General features: G+C 72.8%; 12 protein-coding genes and 1 pseudogene. 9 read left to right on the top strand and 4 right to left on the bottom strand.

Features of this window, described 5'->3' with window-relative positions; translation table 11 throughout:
• Positions 1-21: 21 nt before the first annotated feature.
• From ACWFR4_RS40735 to ACWFR4_RS40725, 3 genes are all read left to right on the top strand, one after another.
• Complete coding sequence (locus ACWFR4_RS40735; RefSeq protein WP_453467171.1) at positions 22-666, top strand: DUF305 domain-containing protein; 645 nt, start codon at positions 22-24, stop codon at positions 664-666.
• Positions 667-761: 95 nt separating this feature from the next.
• Positions 762-2,111: an FAD-dependent oxidoreductase gene (locus tag ACWFR4_RS40730; RefSeq protein ID WP_453656640.1), complete on the top strand. Its 1,350-nt coding sequence runs from the start codon at positions 762-764 to the stop codon at positions 2,109-2,111.
• A gap of 161 nt (positions 2,112-2,272) precedes the next feature.
• The gene (locus tag ACWFR4_RS40725) at positions 2,273-3,634 is read left to right on the top strand and encodes a nucleobase:cation symporter-2 family protein (RefSeq protein ID WP_453467167.1); all 1,362 of its coding nucleotides are present in this window, start codon (positions 2,273-2,275) and stop codon (positions 3,632-3,634) included.
• Here ACWFR4_RS40725 and ACWFR4_RS40720 read toward each other — a convergent pair.
• Positions 3,590-3,979: an ArsR/SmtB family transcription factor gene (locus ACWFR4_RS40720; protein ID WP_453467165.1), complete on the bottom strand. Its 390-nt coding sequence runs from the start codon at positions 3,977-3,979 to the stop codon at positions 3,590-3,592. The two genes, ACWFR4_RS40725 and ACWFR4_RS40720, sit on opposite strands and share 45 nt — an antisense overlap.
• Positions 3,980-4,142: 163 nt before the next feature.
• Between ACWFR4_RS40720 and ACWFR4_RS40715 the strand changes: the two genes are divergently transcribed.
• Positions 4,143-5,222, top strand: a complete 1,080-nt coding sequence (locus ACWFR4_RS40715) for an NADH:flavin oxidoreductase/NADH oxidase (protein ID WP_453467163.1) — start codon at positions 4,143-4,145, stop codon at positions 5,220-5,222.
• A 50-nt stretch (positions 5,223-5,272) separates the two neighbouring features.
• On the opposite strand, the gene ACWFR4_RS40710 is transcribed toward ACWFR4_RS40715, so the two are convergent.
• From ACWFR4_RS40710 to ACWFR4_RS40700, 3 genes are all read right to left on the bottom strand, one after another.
• Positions 5,273-5,527: a type B 50S ribosomal protein L31 gene (locus tag ACWFR4_RS40710; RefSeq protein WP_116500281.1), complete on the bottom strand. Its 255-nt coding sequence runs from the start codon at positions 5,525-5,527 to the stop codon at positions 5,273-5,275.
• 136 nt (positions 5,528-5,663) lie between these two features.
• On the bottom strand, positions 5,664-7,211 hold the full coding sequence (locus ACWFR4_RS40705) for a M81 family metallopeptidase (protein WP_453467161.1): 1,548 nt from the start codon (positions 7,209-7,211) through the stop codon (positions 5,664-5,666).
• Positions 7,208-8,389 (bottom strand): ROK family protein, encoded by a 1,182-nt coding sequence (locus ACWFR4_RS40700; protein ID WP_453467159.1) that lies wholly within the window; start codon positions 8,387-8,389, stop codon positions 7,208-7,210. Before ACWFR4_RS40700 ends, ACWFR4_RS40705 begins: the two co-directional genes overlap by 4 nt.
• A gap of 225 nt (positions 8,390-8,614) precedes the next feature.
• On the opposite strand from ACWFR4_RS40700, the pseudogene ACWFR4_RS40695 reads away from it, so the two are divergent.
• The 5 genes and pseudogenes from ACWFR4_RS40695 to ACWFR4_RS40675 form a co-directional block, all read left to right on the top strand.
• Positions 8,615-8,830 (top strand): annotated as a pseudogene (locus ACWFR4_RS40695) (oligopeptide/dipeptide ABC transporter ATP-binding protein); the annotation flags it as partial.
• Positions 8,831-8,922: 92 nt separating this feature from the next.
• Positions 8,923-10,011 (top strand): WD40/YVTN/BNR-like repeat-containing protein, encoded by a 1,089-nt coding sequence (locus ACWFR4_RS40690; protein WP_453467157.1) that lies wholly within the window; start codon positions 8,923-8,925, stop codon positions 10,009-10,011.
• A 34-nt stretch (positions 10,012-10,045) separates the two neighbouring features.
• Entirely contained in the window at positions 10,046-10,723 is a 678-nt protein-coding gene (locus tag ACWFR4_RS40685; protein WP_453467155.1) for a uracil-DNA glycosylase, read from the top strand.
• Positions 10,720-11,772: an N-acetylglucosamine kinase gene (locus ACWFR4_RS40680; protein WP_453656639.1), complete on the top strand. Its 1,053-nt coding sequence runs from the start codon at positions 10,720-10,722 to the stop codon at positions 11,770-11,772. The genes ACWFR4_RS40685 and ACWFR4_RS40680 overlap by 4 nt, the downstream gene beginning before the upstream one ends.
• 132 nt (positions 11,773-11,904) lie before the next feature.
• Positions 11,905-12,855, top strand: a complete 951-nt coding sequence (locus ACWFR4_RS40675) for a sirohydrochlorin chelatase (RefSeq protein WP_116500265.1) — start codon at positions 11,905-11,907, stop codon at positions 12,853-12,855.
• Positions 12,856-12,980 lie beyond the last annotated feature (125 nt).

The following is a 12,980-nucleotide window of genomic DNA, read 5'->3' as shown; positions in this document are numbered from 1 at the left end:
ACAGATGGCAACGTACTCGTCATGAAAGTTGTTCTGCCGTTGACGGTCGCGGTCGCCGCGCTCGTACTCGGCGGCTGTGACGCGACGTCGGACGGCGGGGGTGCTGACGCCAACTCCCGTGCGCAGCCCGGGCCTTCGGTGATCGCGCCGGGCAAGCCGGGCGAGGGCGCCGAGACGCTGTCGACCGAGGACGCGCAGAAGCGCAAGCCGGACGACAGTCCCAACTCGGCCGACTTCAGCTACGTGCAGATGATGATCGCGCATCACACGCAGGCCCTCCAGATGACCGAACTCGCCCCGAAGCGGGCCGAGTCGGGCCAGGTCAAGCGGCTCGCGGAGCGCATCGCCGCGGCGCAGGGCCCGGAGGTCGGGGCCATGGAGGGCTGGCTCAACTCCCATGGCAGGGAACGCGAGAGCGGCGGGCACCACGAGCACGAGGCGATGCCGGGAATGGCGACCGAGGCACAGCTGAAGACATTGCGCGCGGCGCACGGCGCGGCCTTCGACGAGCTCTTCCTGAAGCTGATGATCACGCATCACACCGGGGCGGTCACCATGGCGACGGACGTGCTGTCCGGGGGGAACAACGTCCAGATCGAGGAGATGGCGAACGACGTGATCGCGCAGCAGACGGCCGAGATCGGGCGCATGCGGAAGATGTCGTGACGCCCGGCGGGTGAGCTCCGTGCGCGTCATACCCTCCCGGCCCGGCCCTCTCGGTGTCATGCTGGAAGTCCGTCGGCCTGCGGAAGGAGTCCGCCGTGCTGCGCGTCGCCGTTGTGGGGTCGGGTCCGAGCGGGGTGTACACCGCGCAGAGCCTGGTCCAGCAGGAGCGGGTGCCGGACGTCCATGTGGATGTCCTGGACCGGCTTCCCTGCCCGTACGGCCTGGTGCGCTACGGCGTGGCACCGGACCACGAGAAGATCAAGTCGCTGCAGAACAATCTGCGCACGGTCCTGGAGCACGAGCGCGTCCGCTTCGTCGGCGGCGTCGAGATCGGCCCCGGTCTGCCGCCCGACCGGCTCCTGGAGATGTACCACGCGGTCGTGTACTGCGTGGGCGCCGCCACCGACCGCCATCTGGGCGTACCGGGCGAGGAGCTGCCGGGCAGCTGGTCGGCGACCGACTTCGTCTCCTGGTACAGCGCGCATCCCGACGCGGTGGCCGAGGCGTTCGTACGGGACGTGGAGTCGGCCGTCGTCATCGGCGTGGGGAACGTCGCCGTGGACGTCACCCGGATCCTGGCCCGCGGCGCGGCCGAGCTGGCGCCCACCGACATGCCGCAGGCGGCGCTCGGCGCACTGGCCGACAGCCGGGTGCGGGACGTGTACATGGTGGGGCGGCGCGGCCCCTCGCAGGCACGCTTCACGACCAAGGAGCTGCGAGAGCTCGGCACGCTTCCCGGGGTCGAAGTGGTCGTGGATCCGGCCGAGTTGGCGCTCGATCCCGCTTATCTCGACCCCGCGGGACTGCCGGCGGCGAACCGGCGGAACGTCGAGGTGCTGCGCGGCTGGGCCGAGCGCCCCTCGCCGGGTCTCCCCCGCCGCATCCATCTGCGTTTCTTCCAGCGGCCGGTGGCGCTCCTGGAGGGGGCGGCGGGCCGGGTGTCGGGCGTGCGGTTCGAGCACACCGCGCCGGACGGCTCGGGCGGCGTGAGCGGCACCGGCCGGTTCGACGACATCGACGCGCAGCTCGTCCTGCGGTCGGTGGGATACCGCGGAGTGCCCCTGGACGGGCTGCCGTTCGACGCGGCCACCGCAACCGTGCCGCATCACGAGGGACGCATCCTGCGGGCGGGCGAGGTCTCGCCCGGCGAGTACGTCGCGGGCTGGATCAAGCGCGGCCCGACGGGCGTGATCGGCACCAACCGCCCGTGCGCCAAGGAGACCGCGCGGTCACTGCTCGACGACGCCGCCGCGCTGGCCGCCCGGGACGTTCCCGGTGACGCGCTCCGCGAGCTTCGCGCGGCGGGCTGCGCGGCCGTCGAGTGGTCCGGGTGGCTCGCGATCGAGCGCGCGGAGGCGGAGCTGGGCCGGTCCCTGGGGCGCGGCCCGGTGAAGATCCCGGACTGGGCGGGCCTGCTGGCGGCGGCCCGCGACGGGACGACGTAGCGGCTGAACAGCGATAAGCGTCGACGCAGGACGCCCGGGAGGCGCGACACATCCCGGCAACAGACGCGAAATCAACAAATCGTTTAAGCCCCCTACGGTCTCGTGCTGTCCACCCCGCCCCCGCACCCACGTTCGCGTTCCGACATCCCCTTGGAGTGCCCATGGCAGCCCCGGCCGCCCCACCGCCCGTCCACCCCGTCGACGAGGTGCCGCCCGTGCGGCAGCTGGCCGCGTTCGGGCTTCAGCACGTGCTCGCCATGTACGCGGGCGCGGTGGCCGTGCCGCTGATCGTGGGCGGCGCGATGAACCTGTCGCCCGCCGACCTCGCGTATCTCATCACCGCGGACCTGCTGGTGTGCGGCATCGCGACGCTCATCCAGTGCATCGGGGTGTGGCGGTTCGGCGTCCGGCTGCCGATCGTCCAGGGCTGTACGTTCGCCGCCGTCTCGCCGATGGTGATCATCGGCACGACGGGCGGCGGGCTTCCCGCGATCTACGGGGCGGTGATCGTCGCCGGGCTCGCGATGATGCTGCTCGCGCCGGTCTTCGGCAGGCTGCTGCGCTTCTTCCCGCCGCTGGTCACCGGCACGGTCATCCTGATCATCGGCGTCTCGCTGCTGCCGGTGGCGGGCAACTGGGTTGCGGGCGGCGCGGGTTCGAAGGACTTCGGCGCCCCGAAGAACGTCGCACTGGCGGCGTTCGTCCTCGTGGTGGTCCTGTCGGTGCAGCGGTTCGCGCCGCCGTTCCTGAGCCGCGTCGCCGTGCTCGTCGGCATCGTCGTCGGCACGGCCGTCGCCGTGCCCACCGGTTTCACGGACTTCGGCGGTGTCGGGGACGCGCACTGGGTGGGCGTCAGTACGCCGTTCCACTTCGGTACGCCGACGTTCCACGGCGCGGCGATCGTGTCGATGCTGATCGTGGCCCTGGTGACGATGACCGAGACCACGGGCGACTTCATCGCGGTGGGCGAGATGACGGGGCGGCCCGTCCAGCCGCACTCACTGGCGGACGGCCTGCGCGCGGACGGACTCTCCACGGTCCTCGGCGGCGTGTTCAACACGTTCCCGTACACCGCGTTCGCGCAGAACGTCGGGCTCGTGGGCATGACGCGGGTGCGCAGCCGCTGGGTGGTCGCCACGGCGGGCGGGATCCTGGTGCTGCTGGGCCTGCTGCCCAAGTTGGGCGCGGTCGTCGCCGCGATCCCGGCGCCGGTGCTCGGCGGCGCGGGTCTGGTCATGTTCGGCACGGTCGCGGCGAGCGGCGTGCGGACGCTGGCCCGGGTCGACTTCGCCGGCAACCACAACCTGACGGTTGTCGCCGTGTCGGTGGCGATCGGCGTGCTTCCGGTGGGCGTGCCCGGGATCTACGCCAAGTTCCCCCACTGGTTCCAGACCGTCATGGACAGCGGGATCAGCGCGGGCTGCATCACGGCGATCACACTCAACCTGCTGTTCAACCACCTTCGGGGAAGCGGGAGTTCAGCCCCCGAGGCCGCCGGCACCGTCGGATCCCCCGTCGCCTAGCCGGTCGTCCTGCCGGGCGGCCGCCGCGAGGACGCTGTCGAGAAGGCCGGGGAAGAGCACGTCCAGGTCGGCGCGGCGCAGCACGCTCATCTTGGCGGTGCCCCGGTAGATCTGCCGGATCACGCCGCTCTCGCGCAGGACGCGGAAGTGGTGCGTGGTGGTCGACTTCGTGACCGGGAGGACGAAGTGCGAACAGGAGAGCTCACTGTTCTCGCCCTCCTCCGCCAGCTCCCGCACCACCCGCAGGCGCATCGGGTCGGCGAGCGCGTGCAGCACCGACTCCAGGCGGATCTCGTCACGCGTGGGATGAGCAAGCGCCCTGCTGCTCGGTGCGGCGGTCGTCACGGCGGCTCCACTTCGTTCGGCCCGGTGTGCGGATGGGGGTGGCGGGTGCGTTGCGGTTGCATCGCCCATTGTACGAGACCCGTCGTAGTTTGACAGGTGCCGTACTACGAGGCCTATCGTACGAGGACCCGCCACGCCCGTCGTGAACGTATAGGAGTCTGCCGTGAGCGCGCTGTTCGAGCCCTACACCCTTCGGTCGCTGACCATCCCCAACCGGGTCTGGATGCCGCCGATGTGCCAGTACAGCGCCGCTCCCGAGGGCCCGGACACCGGCGCCCCGAACGACTGGCACTTCGCGCACTACGCCGCCCGTGCCGCCGGCGGCACGGGCCTCATCATCGTCGAGGCCACCGGTGTCAGCCCCGAGGGCCGCATCAGCCCGTACGACCTCGGGATCTGGAACGACACGCAGGTCGAGGCGTTCCGCCGGATCACCGCCTTCCTCAAGGCGCACGGCACCGTCCCGGGCATCCAGCTCGGGCACGCGGGCCGCAAGGCGTCGACCGACCGGCCCTGGAAGGGCGGCGGCCCCGTCGGCGCCGACGCGCACGGCTGGGACTCGGTCGCGCCGAGCCCGCTCGCCTTCGACGACAAGCACCCCGCCCCGGCCGAGCTCACCGTGGAGCGGATCCGCGAGATCGTCGCCCAGTTCGCCGACGGCGCCCGCCGCGCCCTGGACGCGGGCTTCGAGGTCGCCGAGATCCACGGCGCGCACGGCTACCTGATCGGCCAGTTCCTCTCGCCGCACTCCAACGTCCGCACGGACGAGTACGGCGGCTCCTTCGACAACCGGGTGCGCTTCGCCCTCGAGGTCGTCGACGCGGTGCGCGAGGTGTGGCCCGACGACAAGCCCCTCTTCTTCCGTATCTCCGCCACCGACTGGCTGGAGGAGAACGGCTGGACGCCCGAGGAGACCGTGCGCCTCGCCGCCCTCCTCAAGGAGCACGGCGTCGATCTGCTCGACGTCTCGACCGGCGGCAACGCGTCCGGCGTCCGCATCCCGGTCGGCCCCGGCTACCAGGTTCCGTTCGCCGCGCGCGTGAAGGCCGAGACGGAGCTGGCCGTGGCCGCCGTCGGCCTCATCACCGACGTGGAGCAGGCCGAGAAGATCCTCGCCAACGGCGAGGCCGACGCCGTCCTGCTCGGCCGTGAGCTGCTGCGCAGCCCGTCGTGGGCGCGCTCGGCGGCGCGTGAGCTCGGCGGGGACGTGCACGTGCCGGACCAGTACCTGCGCTCGGTCTGATCCCCGGCGGTACGGCGCTCAGGCAGTCAGGCGCTCAGGCAGTCGGACGGTCAGCCCTTGTCCTGCTCGCCGTACCGCTTCTCGAACTTGGCGACCTGCCCCTCGGCGTCGACCACCCGCGCCTTGCCCGTGTAGAAGGGGTGCGACTCGGAGGAGATCTCCACGTCGACGACGGGGTAGGTCTCGCCGTCGTCCCACTCGATCGTCTCTTCGCTGGCGGCCGTCGAGCGAGTCAGAAAGGCATAGCCCGCCGACCGGTCACGGAACACCACGGGGCCGTAGGCGGGCTGTTTGTCCTGCTGCATCGTGTCTCCTTCAGCGCGCGGTTCAGCGCACCGGCTCGTCGACGGCCGGTACGGGCCTCTCAAGCCTCACCCGGAAGCGGCCGCGCCGCGACTCCGTCCGCTGCCGGTTCACAGAAGCGCGCCGGCCGAAGCGCGCCTACAGGAGCGTGGCCGTGAGGTCGGGGCCCGCCCCGTCCGCGTACGCGTCGTCGTCGAACGGGTACAGCGGCCGCTCGACACGGTGATGGCCCAGGCGCAGGAGGTCCTGGTCGACGCCACCCGGGGTGAGGGCGAGCAGCCAGTCGGCGGCCATGTCGTGGAGTTCGGGCTCCAGGTAGCCGATCTTGACGACGACCAGGTCGTACGTGCGCGGGTCGACGCCGAGGCCGCCCTCTGCGGGGCCCGTGAAGTCGGCGAGCGTGTGGAAGGGCTTGCGGCGCTCCACGAGGACGACGGTGAGTCCGCCGACGCGCACGGCCGCCATGTCGACGCCGCGGTCGTACGCGCCGCCCTCGGCCCGGTCCTTCTGCTCGGTGGCGCGCTGCAACGCCGTGACGGTGCCGGTGAGTTCGTACGGTCCGCCGTGACCGGCGTCGACCTTGCCGCCGACACCGAGCGTGACCTCGCCGCCCACTCCCGCCTCGAAGCAGCGGGCCACGGCGACCGGGTCGGTGATGCCGGGGTGCACGGCCGTGACCTCGCCCGTGCGGATGGCGTCGTTGGCGAGGAGCTTGCCCAGCATGTACGCGAGGTCGCCGGCGCCGCCCGCGGTCGGGTTGTCGCCGGAGTCACTGATGAGGAACGGGCGCCTGTCGGAGGCGACCGCCTTCTCGATGCACTCCTCGGCGCTGCCGGTCGGGCCGACGAAGACGAAGTCCCTGCGGGCGTCCCAGTACCGCCGGGCGAGCTTCTCGGCCTCCGCGGCGGCGAGTTGGGCGTCGTCGCCGGTGACGACGATGGCGGCCTTGCAGCGCGGCTCGTCCGCCCAGGCGTAGCCGACCCACATCGCCGCGTCGAGGATGCCGTCCTTCCGCTCGATGCCGGCGAGCGAGGCGTAGAGGGACTTGGCGGGTTCCAGGCGGGTGCTGGTCTTCTCGCCGGGCAGCAGGACGGGGACCTGGACCCAGGCGCGGTGCGGGCGCGTGCCGTCGAGCAGGCAGCGTACGAGGTTGCGGGCGGCGCGCTCGCGGGTGTCCCAGGCGTCCTCGTGCGGGGCGAGACGGTGGGCCGTGAGCAGGTCGCAGGGGCCGGCGAAGCGGCGCGAGACATTGCCGTGCAGGTCCATCGCGGCGGACAGCAGCGGACGGGTGCCGTGCACGTCGAGGGCGGCGCGGACCGCGTCCGTCAGGTCGCCCTCGGCGTCGGTGAGGCCGATGACGCTCATGGCGCCGTGGATGTCGTAGACCATGCCGTCGAGGGGGCCCGCCTCGCGTATGCGGGTGACGAGCTCGTCCTTGAGGACCAGGTAGGACTCCGCCTCGACCGGACCGCCGGGCAGCGAGGTCGCGTGCAGCAGCGGCACCCACTCGACCACGTCGGCGAGGTCGGAGTCGGGCCGGGTCCAGGTGTAGCGGTCGAGGAGGTCCTGGCCGCGGGTCTGCCGGAAATCGTCCGTGGTGGAGCGGTGCGGGCAGAACGTGGAGGACTCGATGCCGATGCCGCCGATGCCGATGCGCAGGCGGCGTGCGGGGGCCGTGCTGGTCATGCTGAGGCGCTCTCTTCCTGGGGGACGGGTGCGGTGGGGAGGTTGTGGCGCAGGGCTGTGAGGCCCGCGCCGAGCAGTCCCGCGTCGGGGCCCGTGACCGTCGTGGTGATCTCCAGGTCCGCGGTCGCGAGCGGCAGGCAGCGCTCGTACAGGACTCCGCGGACGGCGGCGACCAGCGGTTCGGCGGCGGCGAGTGCGCCGCCGAGGGCCACGGCCTGCGGGTTGAAGAAGTTCACGACGACGGACAGGACCGTGCCGATGTGCCGGCCCGCGGTGCGGACCAGGGTGGTGGCCTGCGGGTCGCCGTCGGCGACGAGCTGGAGGAGCTCGGTGGTGGACGCCACCTCGACGCCCTGCCCGGCGAGTTCGCGCATCAGCGCGGCGCCACTGGCGACCGTCTCCAGGCAGCCGATGTTGCCGCAGCTGCACGGCCGGTCCTGCGCGGCCTCCACGCGTACGTGGCTGATGTCGCCGGCGCAGCCGTTGGCTCCGTCGTGCGGGCGGCCCGCGGAGATGATGCCGCTGCCGATGCCGCGGCCCGCCTTCACGACCACCATGTGGTCGAGGTCGGGGCGGGCGGCGCGGTGCTCGCCGACGGCCATCATCGTGGCGTCGTTCTCCACGGTGACGGGCAGGCCGAGGCGTTCGGCGAGGACGTCGCGCAGCGGGTAACGGTGCCAGCCGGGCATGCGGGACGGGCTCAGGACGATGCCCTCGCCGGGCTTGACCGGGCCGGGGAAACCGACGCCGAGCGCGCGCACGGTGCGGCCCGCCTCCCGCTGCCGTGCGGCGAGTTCGGTGACCTGACCGCAGAGCCAGTCGACGGCCGACTCCGGCCCCACGGTGATGTCGTGCGGCAGGTCGACGGCGTCGAGGACGGTCCCGTCGAGGCCGACCACTCCGAGCCGCGCGTGATGGCTGCCGAGGTCGGCGGCGAGCGCGACACCGCCCTGGGCCCGCACGCGCAGCAGACGGGGGCGCCGTCCGCCGCGCGAGGCGCCCTCGCCGGACTCGGTGAGCACGCCTGCGGCCACGAGTTCCTGCACGCGCAGCGAGACGGTGGAGGGGGCGAGGCCCAGCTCCCGTACGAGGTCGGCCCGGGAGGTGGCTGCGCGCGAGGAGACCAGGTGCAGGATGTGCTGCGCCGACCCCGGTTCGCCCTGAGGTGTGTCGGACATACCGCCCTCTTGATTGCTCGGTTGCTGGGTTGCCTGGTTCAGCGCGTGGGGTTCGATGAGCTCGTTCGGCGCGTTAGTTCGATGAATTTCTTCGATGAATGATCGAAGCCTAGACCGAGCCGAACCAAGATGGTCATGCCCTTCGAACGAAGAACTAGTTGCCGAATGAAGCTATTGACTTGTTTTCGCCGACCGGCCTAGCGTCCGGGCGCCACCCCGTCGCACTCCGGAACTTGGCCGTTCCCCGTCCCCTTGACGGGCGAGACGCCGTCCGCGGCGAAGCCGCCGTCGGGGTGCCGGTTCCGCACCCGCTGCCCACTCGCGCAGGACGTCTGCGCCGAGGTCGAGCCGCCGGCAGCGGCGCCGCGCGGGGCCGGCCACCAGGTGGCCTGTCGCTTTCCGCTGCCGGTGCCGGAGGAGGTGGCCGCCCAGCCGGTGTGACCTGCGGTGATGCCGCCGCCGGGGGTGACTGTCAGTGGTCGGGTGCAGACTGGGCCGTACCTGAGACAAAGGCGTCCTCGGAGGTGTCCGGCATGACCGAAGTGCTACTGACGGTTGGCACGCGCAAGGGACTTTTCATCGGCCGCAGGCGGGGCGGCGGCGCGTGGGAGTTCGACGAAGGCCCGTACTTCAACTCCCAGGCCGTGTACTCGGTGGCGATCGACACGCGGGGCGCTGTCCCGCGGCTCCTTGCGGGCGGGGACAGTGCGCACTTCGGTCCGTCGGTCTTCCACTCCGACGACCTGGGCCGTACGTGGACGGAGCCGTCGCACCCCGCCGTCAAGTTCCCCAAGGACACGGGGGCCTCGCTGGAGCGCGTGTGGCAGCTGCACCCGGCCGCCGCCGAGCGGGACGTGGTGTACGCGGGCACCGAGCCGGCGGCGCTCTACCGCTCGGAGGACCGGGGCGAGACGTTCGACCTGGTGCGTCCGCTGTGGGAGCACCCGACGCGGTCGAAGTGGGTCCCCGGCGGCGGTGGTGAGGGCCTGCACACGGTGGTCACCGATCCGCGTGACGCGCGCGCGGTGACGGTCGCGGTGTCCACGGCCGGGGTGTTCCGCACCCGGGACGGCGGACAGAGCTGGGAGCCCGCCAACTCCGGGGTCTCCGCGGTATTCCTGCCGGACCCGAACCCCGAGTTCGGCCAGTGCGTCCACAAGGTCACGCAGGACGCGGCCGACCCGGATCGCCTCTACCTCCAGAACCACTGGGGCGTGTACCGCAGCGACGACGGCGGTACGCGGTGGAACGACATCGGGGCGGGCCTCCCCTCGACGTTCGGCTTCGCCGCGGCCGCGCATCCGCACCGCGGGGACACGGCGTACGTGTTCCCGATCAATGCCGACTCGGACCGCGTGCCCGCGGAGCGGCACTGCCGCGTCTTCCGTACGGAGGACGCGGGCAGGAGCTGGGAGCCGCTGACGGCGGGGCTCCCCGAGGGCGATCACTACGGGACGGTGCTGCGCGACGCGATGTGCACGGACGACTCCGACCCGGCGGGCGTCTACTTCGGCAATCGCAACGGCGAGGTGTACGCGTCGGCCGACGACGGGGACAGCTGGCGGCAGTTGGCCTCCCATCTGCCGGACGTGCTGTGTGTGCGAGCGGCCGTGGTCGGTTGATCGGCCCGTCCGTCACGGCAGTAGGGTGACGCCCGTGGCACCACGACCCTTGCACGAAATCGTAGAAGCCGGCTGGGCCAAGGCCCTCGAACCCGTCGCGGGACAGATCACCGCCATGGGCGAGTTCCTGCGCGCGGAGATCGCCGCGGGACGCACCTACCTCCCGGCCGGGGCGAACGTGCTGCGCGCGTTCCAGCAGCCGTTCGACGAGGTGCGGGTCCTGATCGTCGGTCAGGACCCCTATCCCACGCCGGGACATGCCGTCGGGCTCTCGTTCTCGGTCGCGCCCGAGGTGCGGCCGCTGCCCGGCAGCCTCATCAACATCTATCGCGAGCTGAACACGGACCTGGGCCTGCCGCAGCCGTCGAACGGTGACCTGACGCCCTGGACGCGGCAGGGCGTACTCCTGCTGAACAGGGCACTCACCACAGCCCCCCGCCGCCCCGCCGCACACCGCGGCAAGGGCTGGGAAGAGGTGACCGAGCAGGCGATCAGGGCGCTGGCCGCGCGCGACCGTCCGCTCGTGTCCGTCCTGTGGGGCCGCGACGCCCGCAATCTGCGGCCCCTCCTCGGCGACCTGCCGTCCGTGGAGTCCGCGCACCCCTCCCCCATGTCGGCCGACCGCGGTTTCTTCGGCTCACGCCCGTTCAGCCGGGCCAACGACCTGCTGGCGCGGCAGGGCGGGCAGCCGGTGGACTGGCGGCTGCCGTGACGCGCGAGCCCGCCGCTGCCGAGCCCGGTCCGGGCCATGACGGGGACGATCCTGCCGACCCCCGGTGGGTTCTCGGCGTCGACTCCGGCGGTTCCGGTCTGCGCGTGGCGCTCGCGTCGGCCGGGGACCTCACACGCCCCGAGACGACGGTGTCCCGCGAACCCGTACGGACCGGCGCGGCGGGCATCGACGCCGGGCATCTGCTCGAACAGATGCTTCCGATGGCCCGGGAGCTGCTCGCCCGCGTCGGCGACCGCGGCCCTGGCGTGCCGCGGCTGAGCGCGGTCGCCGTCGGCGCGGCCGGCATGGCCACGCTCGGCGACGGACTACGGGCCGAACTCCCGGACGCGCTCGCGGCCGAACTGGGCGTACGGCGGCTCGCGTTGGCCGCGGACGGTGTCACCGCCTACGCGGGCGCGCTCGGCCAGCGGCCCGGCGCGGTCGTCGCCGCGGGCACGGGCATGATCGCGCTCGGCACGGACCTCACCTCCTGGCACCGGGCCGACGGCTGGGGACATCTCCTCGGCGACTGCGGTGGCGGTGCGTGGATCGGGCGTGCGGGCCTGGACGCGGCGATGCGGGCGTACGACGGGCGGCGGGGGGGCTCCGCCGCGCTGCTCTCCCTCGCCGAGGAGCGGTTCGGCCCGGCGGCCGGACTGCCGGCCCGGATCTACCCGCGCACGGACCGTCCCGCCGTCCTCGCCGCCTTCGCGCCCGACGTGGCCCGCGCCGCACTCCACGACTCCGTCGCCGCCGGCATCCTGCGCGCGGCGGCCGGACATATCGCCGAGGCGGCGGCCGCGGTGTGCCCGGCCGGTGGCGGCAGTGAAGTGGCGCTCACCGGTGGCCTGTTCAAGATGGGCGAACCGCTGCTCGCCCCGCTCCGCGCCGAGCTCGCGGAGCAACTCCCGTACGCGGGCGCGGCGTCGGCGACCGGCGACCCCCTGCATGGTGCGCTGGTGATCGCCGCCGCGCTCGCTGTCGACGGTCTGCGCCTGCCGTGCGACGGCCGCCTCCTCCACGTCCCTCAGGAGGCCGCCGACCGCTGACGGCGACCCTCGCGCCCCTTCTGACCTGGACAGTTGAGCCATTCGTAACCGAAAGGATAAATACGGACGGATACCGCTCAGCTGCCCCCTCCCCGAACAAGGGAGACCCGTGAGCCAGTAGCATGCGGCGGCATGAGCTCCCCCACTGGGCCTGCATCCGGCCTGCCTGTACGAATGCCGCGACCCCGTCAGCCCGGTCGGCACCGCCGCCCGGAACCCGTGGCCGCTCCCGAGGGCGCACCCGCACTCGTCCTCGCGGTGCCCGGCACGCCCAGCAACGCCTCGCGCAGCCTCGCCGAAGAAGTCGTCAGCATCGCCCGCTCCGAGCTGCCGGGCCTCGACGCCCGCATCGGATACCTCGACGGTGACGACTCGGAGGCCGCCGAGGCCTCGGCATTCGCCGAGTTCCCCTCCCTGCGGGCCGTGCTCTCGCGCGCCGCCAAGGAGCGCACCGCCCGTTTCGAGCAGGCCCGTGCCGCGGGCGCCGACGTCGCGGAGCCCGACGGACCGGTCGCCGTGGTCGTGCCCCTGCTCGCGGGCCCGGACAGCGCGCTCACGCGCCGCATCCGGCAGGCCGTGATCGACAGCCGCACGGCCGCCGAGCTGACGGATGTCCTCGGCCCGCACCCGCTGCTCGCGGAGGGCCTGCACGTGCGTCTGTCGGAGGCGGGCCTGGCCCGTGCCGACCGCGCCCGGCTGTTCACGGTGGCGACCGCCGCCGACGGCATCATCCTCGCCTCGGTCGGCGGCGACGAGGCCGTCCAGGCGGCCGGGATCACCGGCATGCTCCTGGCCGCGCGCCTCGCGGTGCCGGTCATGGCGGCCGCGCTCGACGAGGAGGGTGCCATCGCGGCGACCGCCGAGCAGCTGCGCGGATCCGGCTCGCAGCAGCTGGCGCTCGCCCCGTACCTGATCGGCCCGGAGATAGACGCCAGCCTCCTCGAGGCGGCGGCGAACGAGGCGGGCTGCGCGTCCGCCGAGTCGCTGGGCGCCTACCCGGCGATCGGCAAGCTGGCCTTGTCGAAGTACACGACGGCGTTGGGCATCGCCCCGCAGCAGCCGCAGGGCGCGCCGGTCCTCTAGCGGACCCGGACCGTACCCAGGCACCGGCGACGGGGCCCGAACCCCCGGGGGGGGGGCCGGGGCGGGCCCCCGCCGGGGCGGTGTGCGGCGCGGAAAACGCCCGACGCGGGGGGGGCCCGGCTGGT

This window comes from Streptomyces sp. NPDC055140, from assembly GCF_053607285.1.
This window is presented reverse-complemented; position numbering and strand designations above follow the sequence as displayed.

What these genes read in the sequence shown, in the direction of transcription:
- ACWFR4_RS40735 (WP_453467171.1), top strand. Translation starts at nt 22, where the DNA reads ATGAAAGTTGTTCTGCCGTTGACGGTCGCGGTCGCCGCGCTCGTACTC.
- ACWFR4_RS40725 (WP_453467167.1), top strand. Translation starts at nt 2,273, where the DNA reads ATGGCAGCCCCGGCCGCCCCACCGCCCGTCCACCCCGTCGACGAGGTG.
- ACWFR4_RS40710 (WP_116500281.1), bottom strand. Translation starts at nt 5,527, where the DNA reads ATGCAGCAGGACAAACAGCCCGCCTACGGCCCCGTGGTGTTCCGTGAC.
- ACWFR4_RS40705 (WP_453467161.1), bottom strand. Translation starts at nt 7,211, where the DNA reads ATGACCAGCACGGCCCCCGCACGCCGCCTGCGCATCGGCATCGGCGGC.
- ACWFR4_RS40700 (WP_453467159.1), bottom strand. Translation starts at nt 8,389, where the DNA reads ATGTCCGACACACCTCAGGGCGAACCGGGGTCGGCGCAGCACATCCTG.
- ACWFR4_RS40690 (WP_453467157.1), top strand. Translation starts at nt 8,923, where the DNA reads ATGACCGAAGTGCTACTGACGGTTGGCACGCGCAAGGGACTTTTCATC.
- ACWFR4_RS40675 (WP_116500265.1), top strand. Translation starts at nt 11,905, where the DNA reads ATGAGCTCCCCCACTGGGCCTGCATCCGGCCTGCCTGTACGAATGCCG.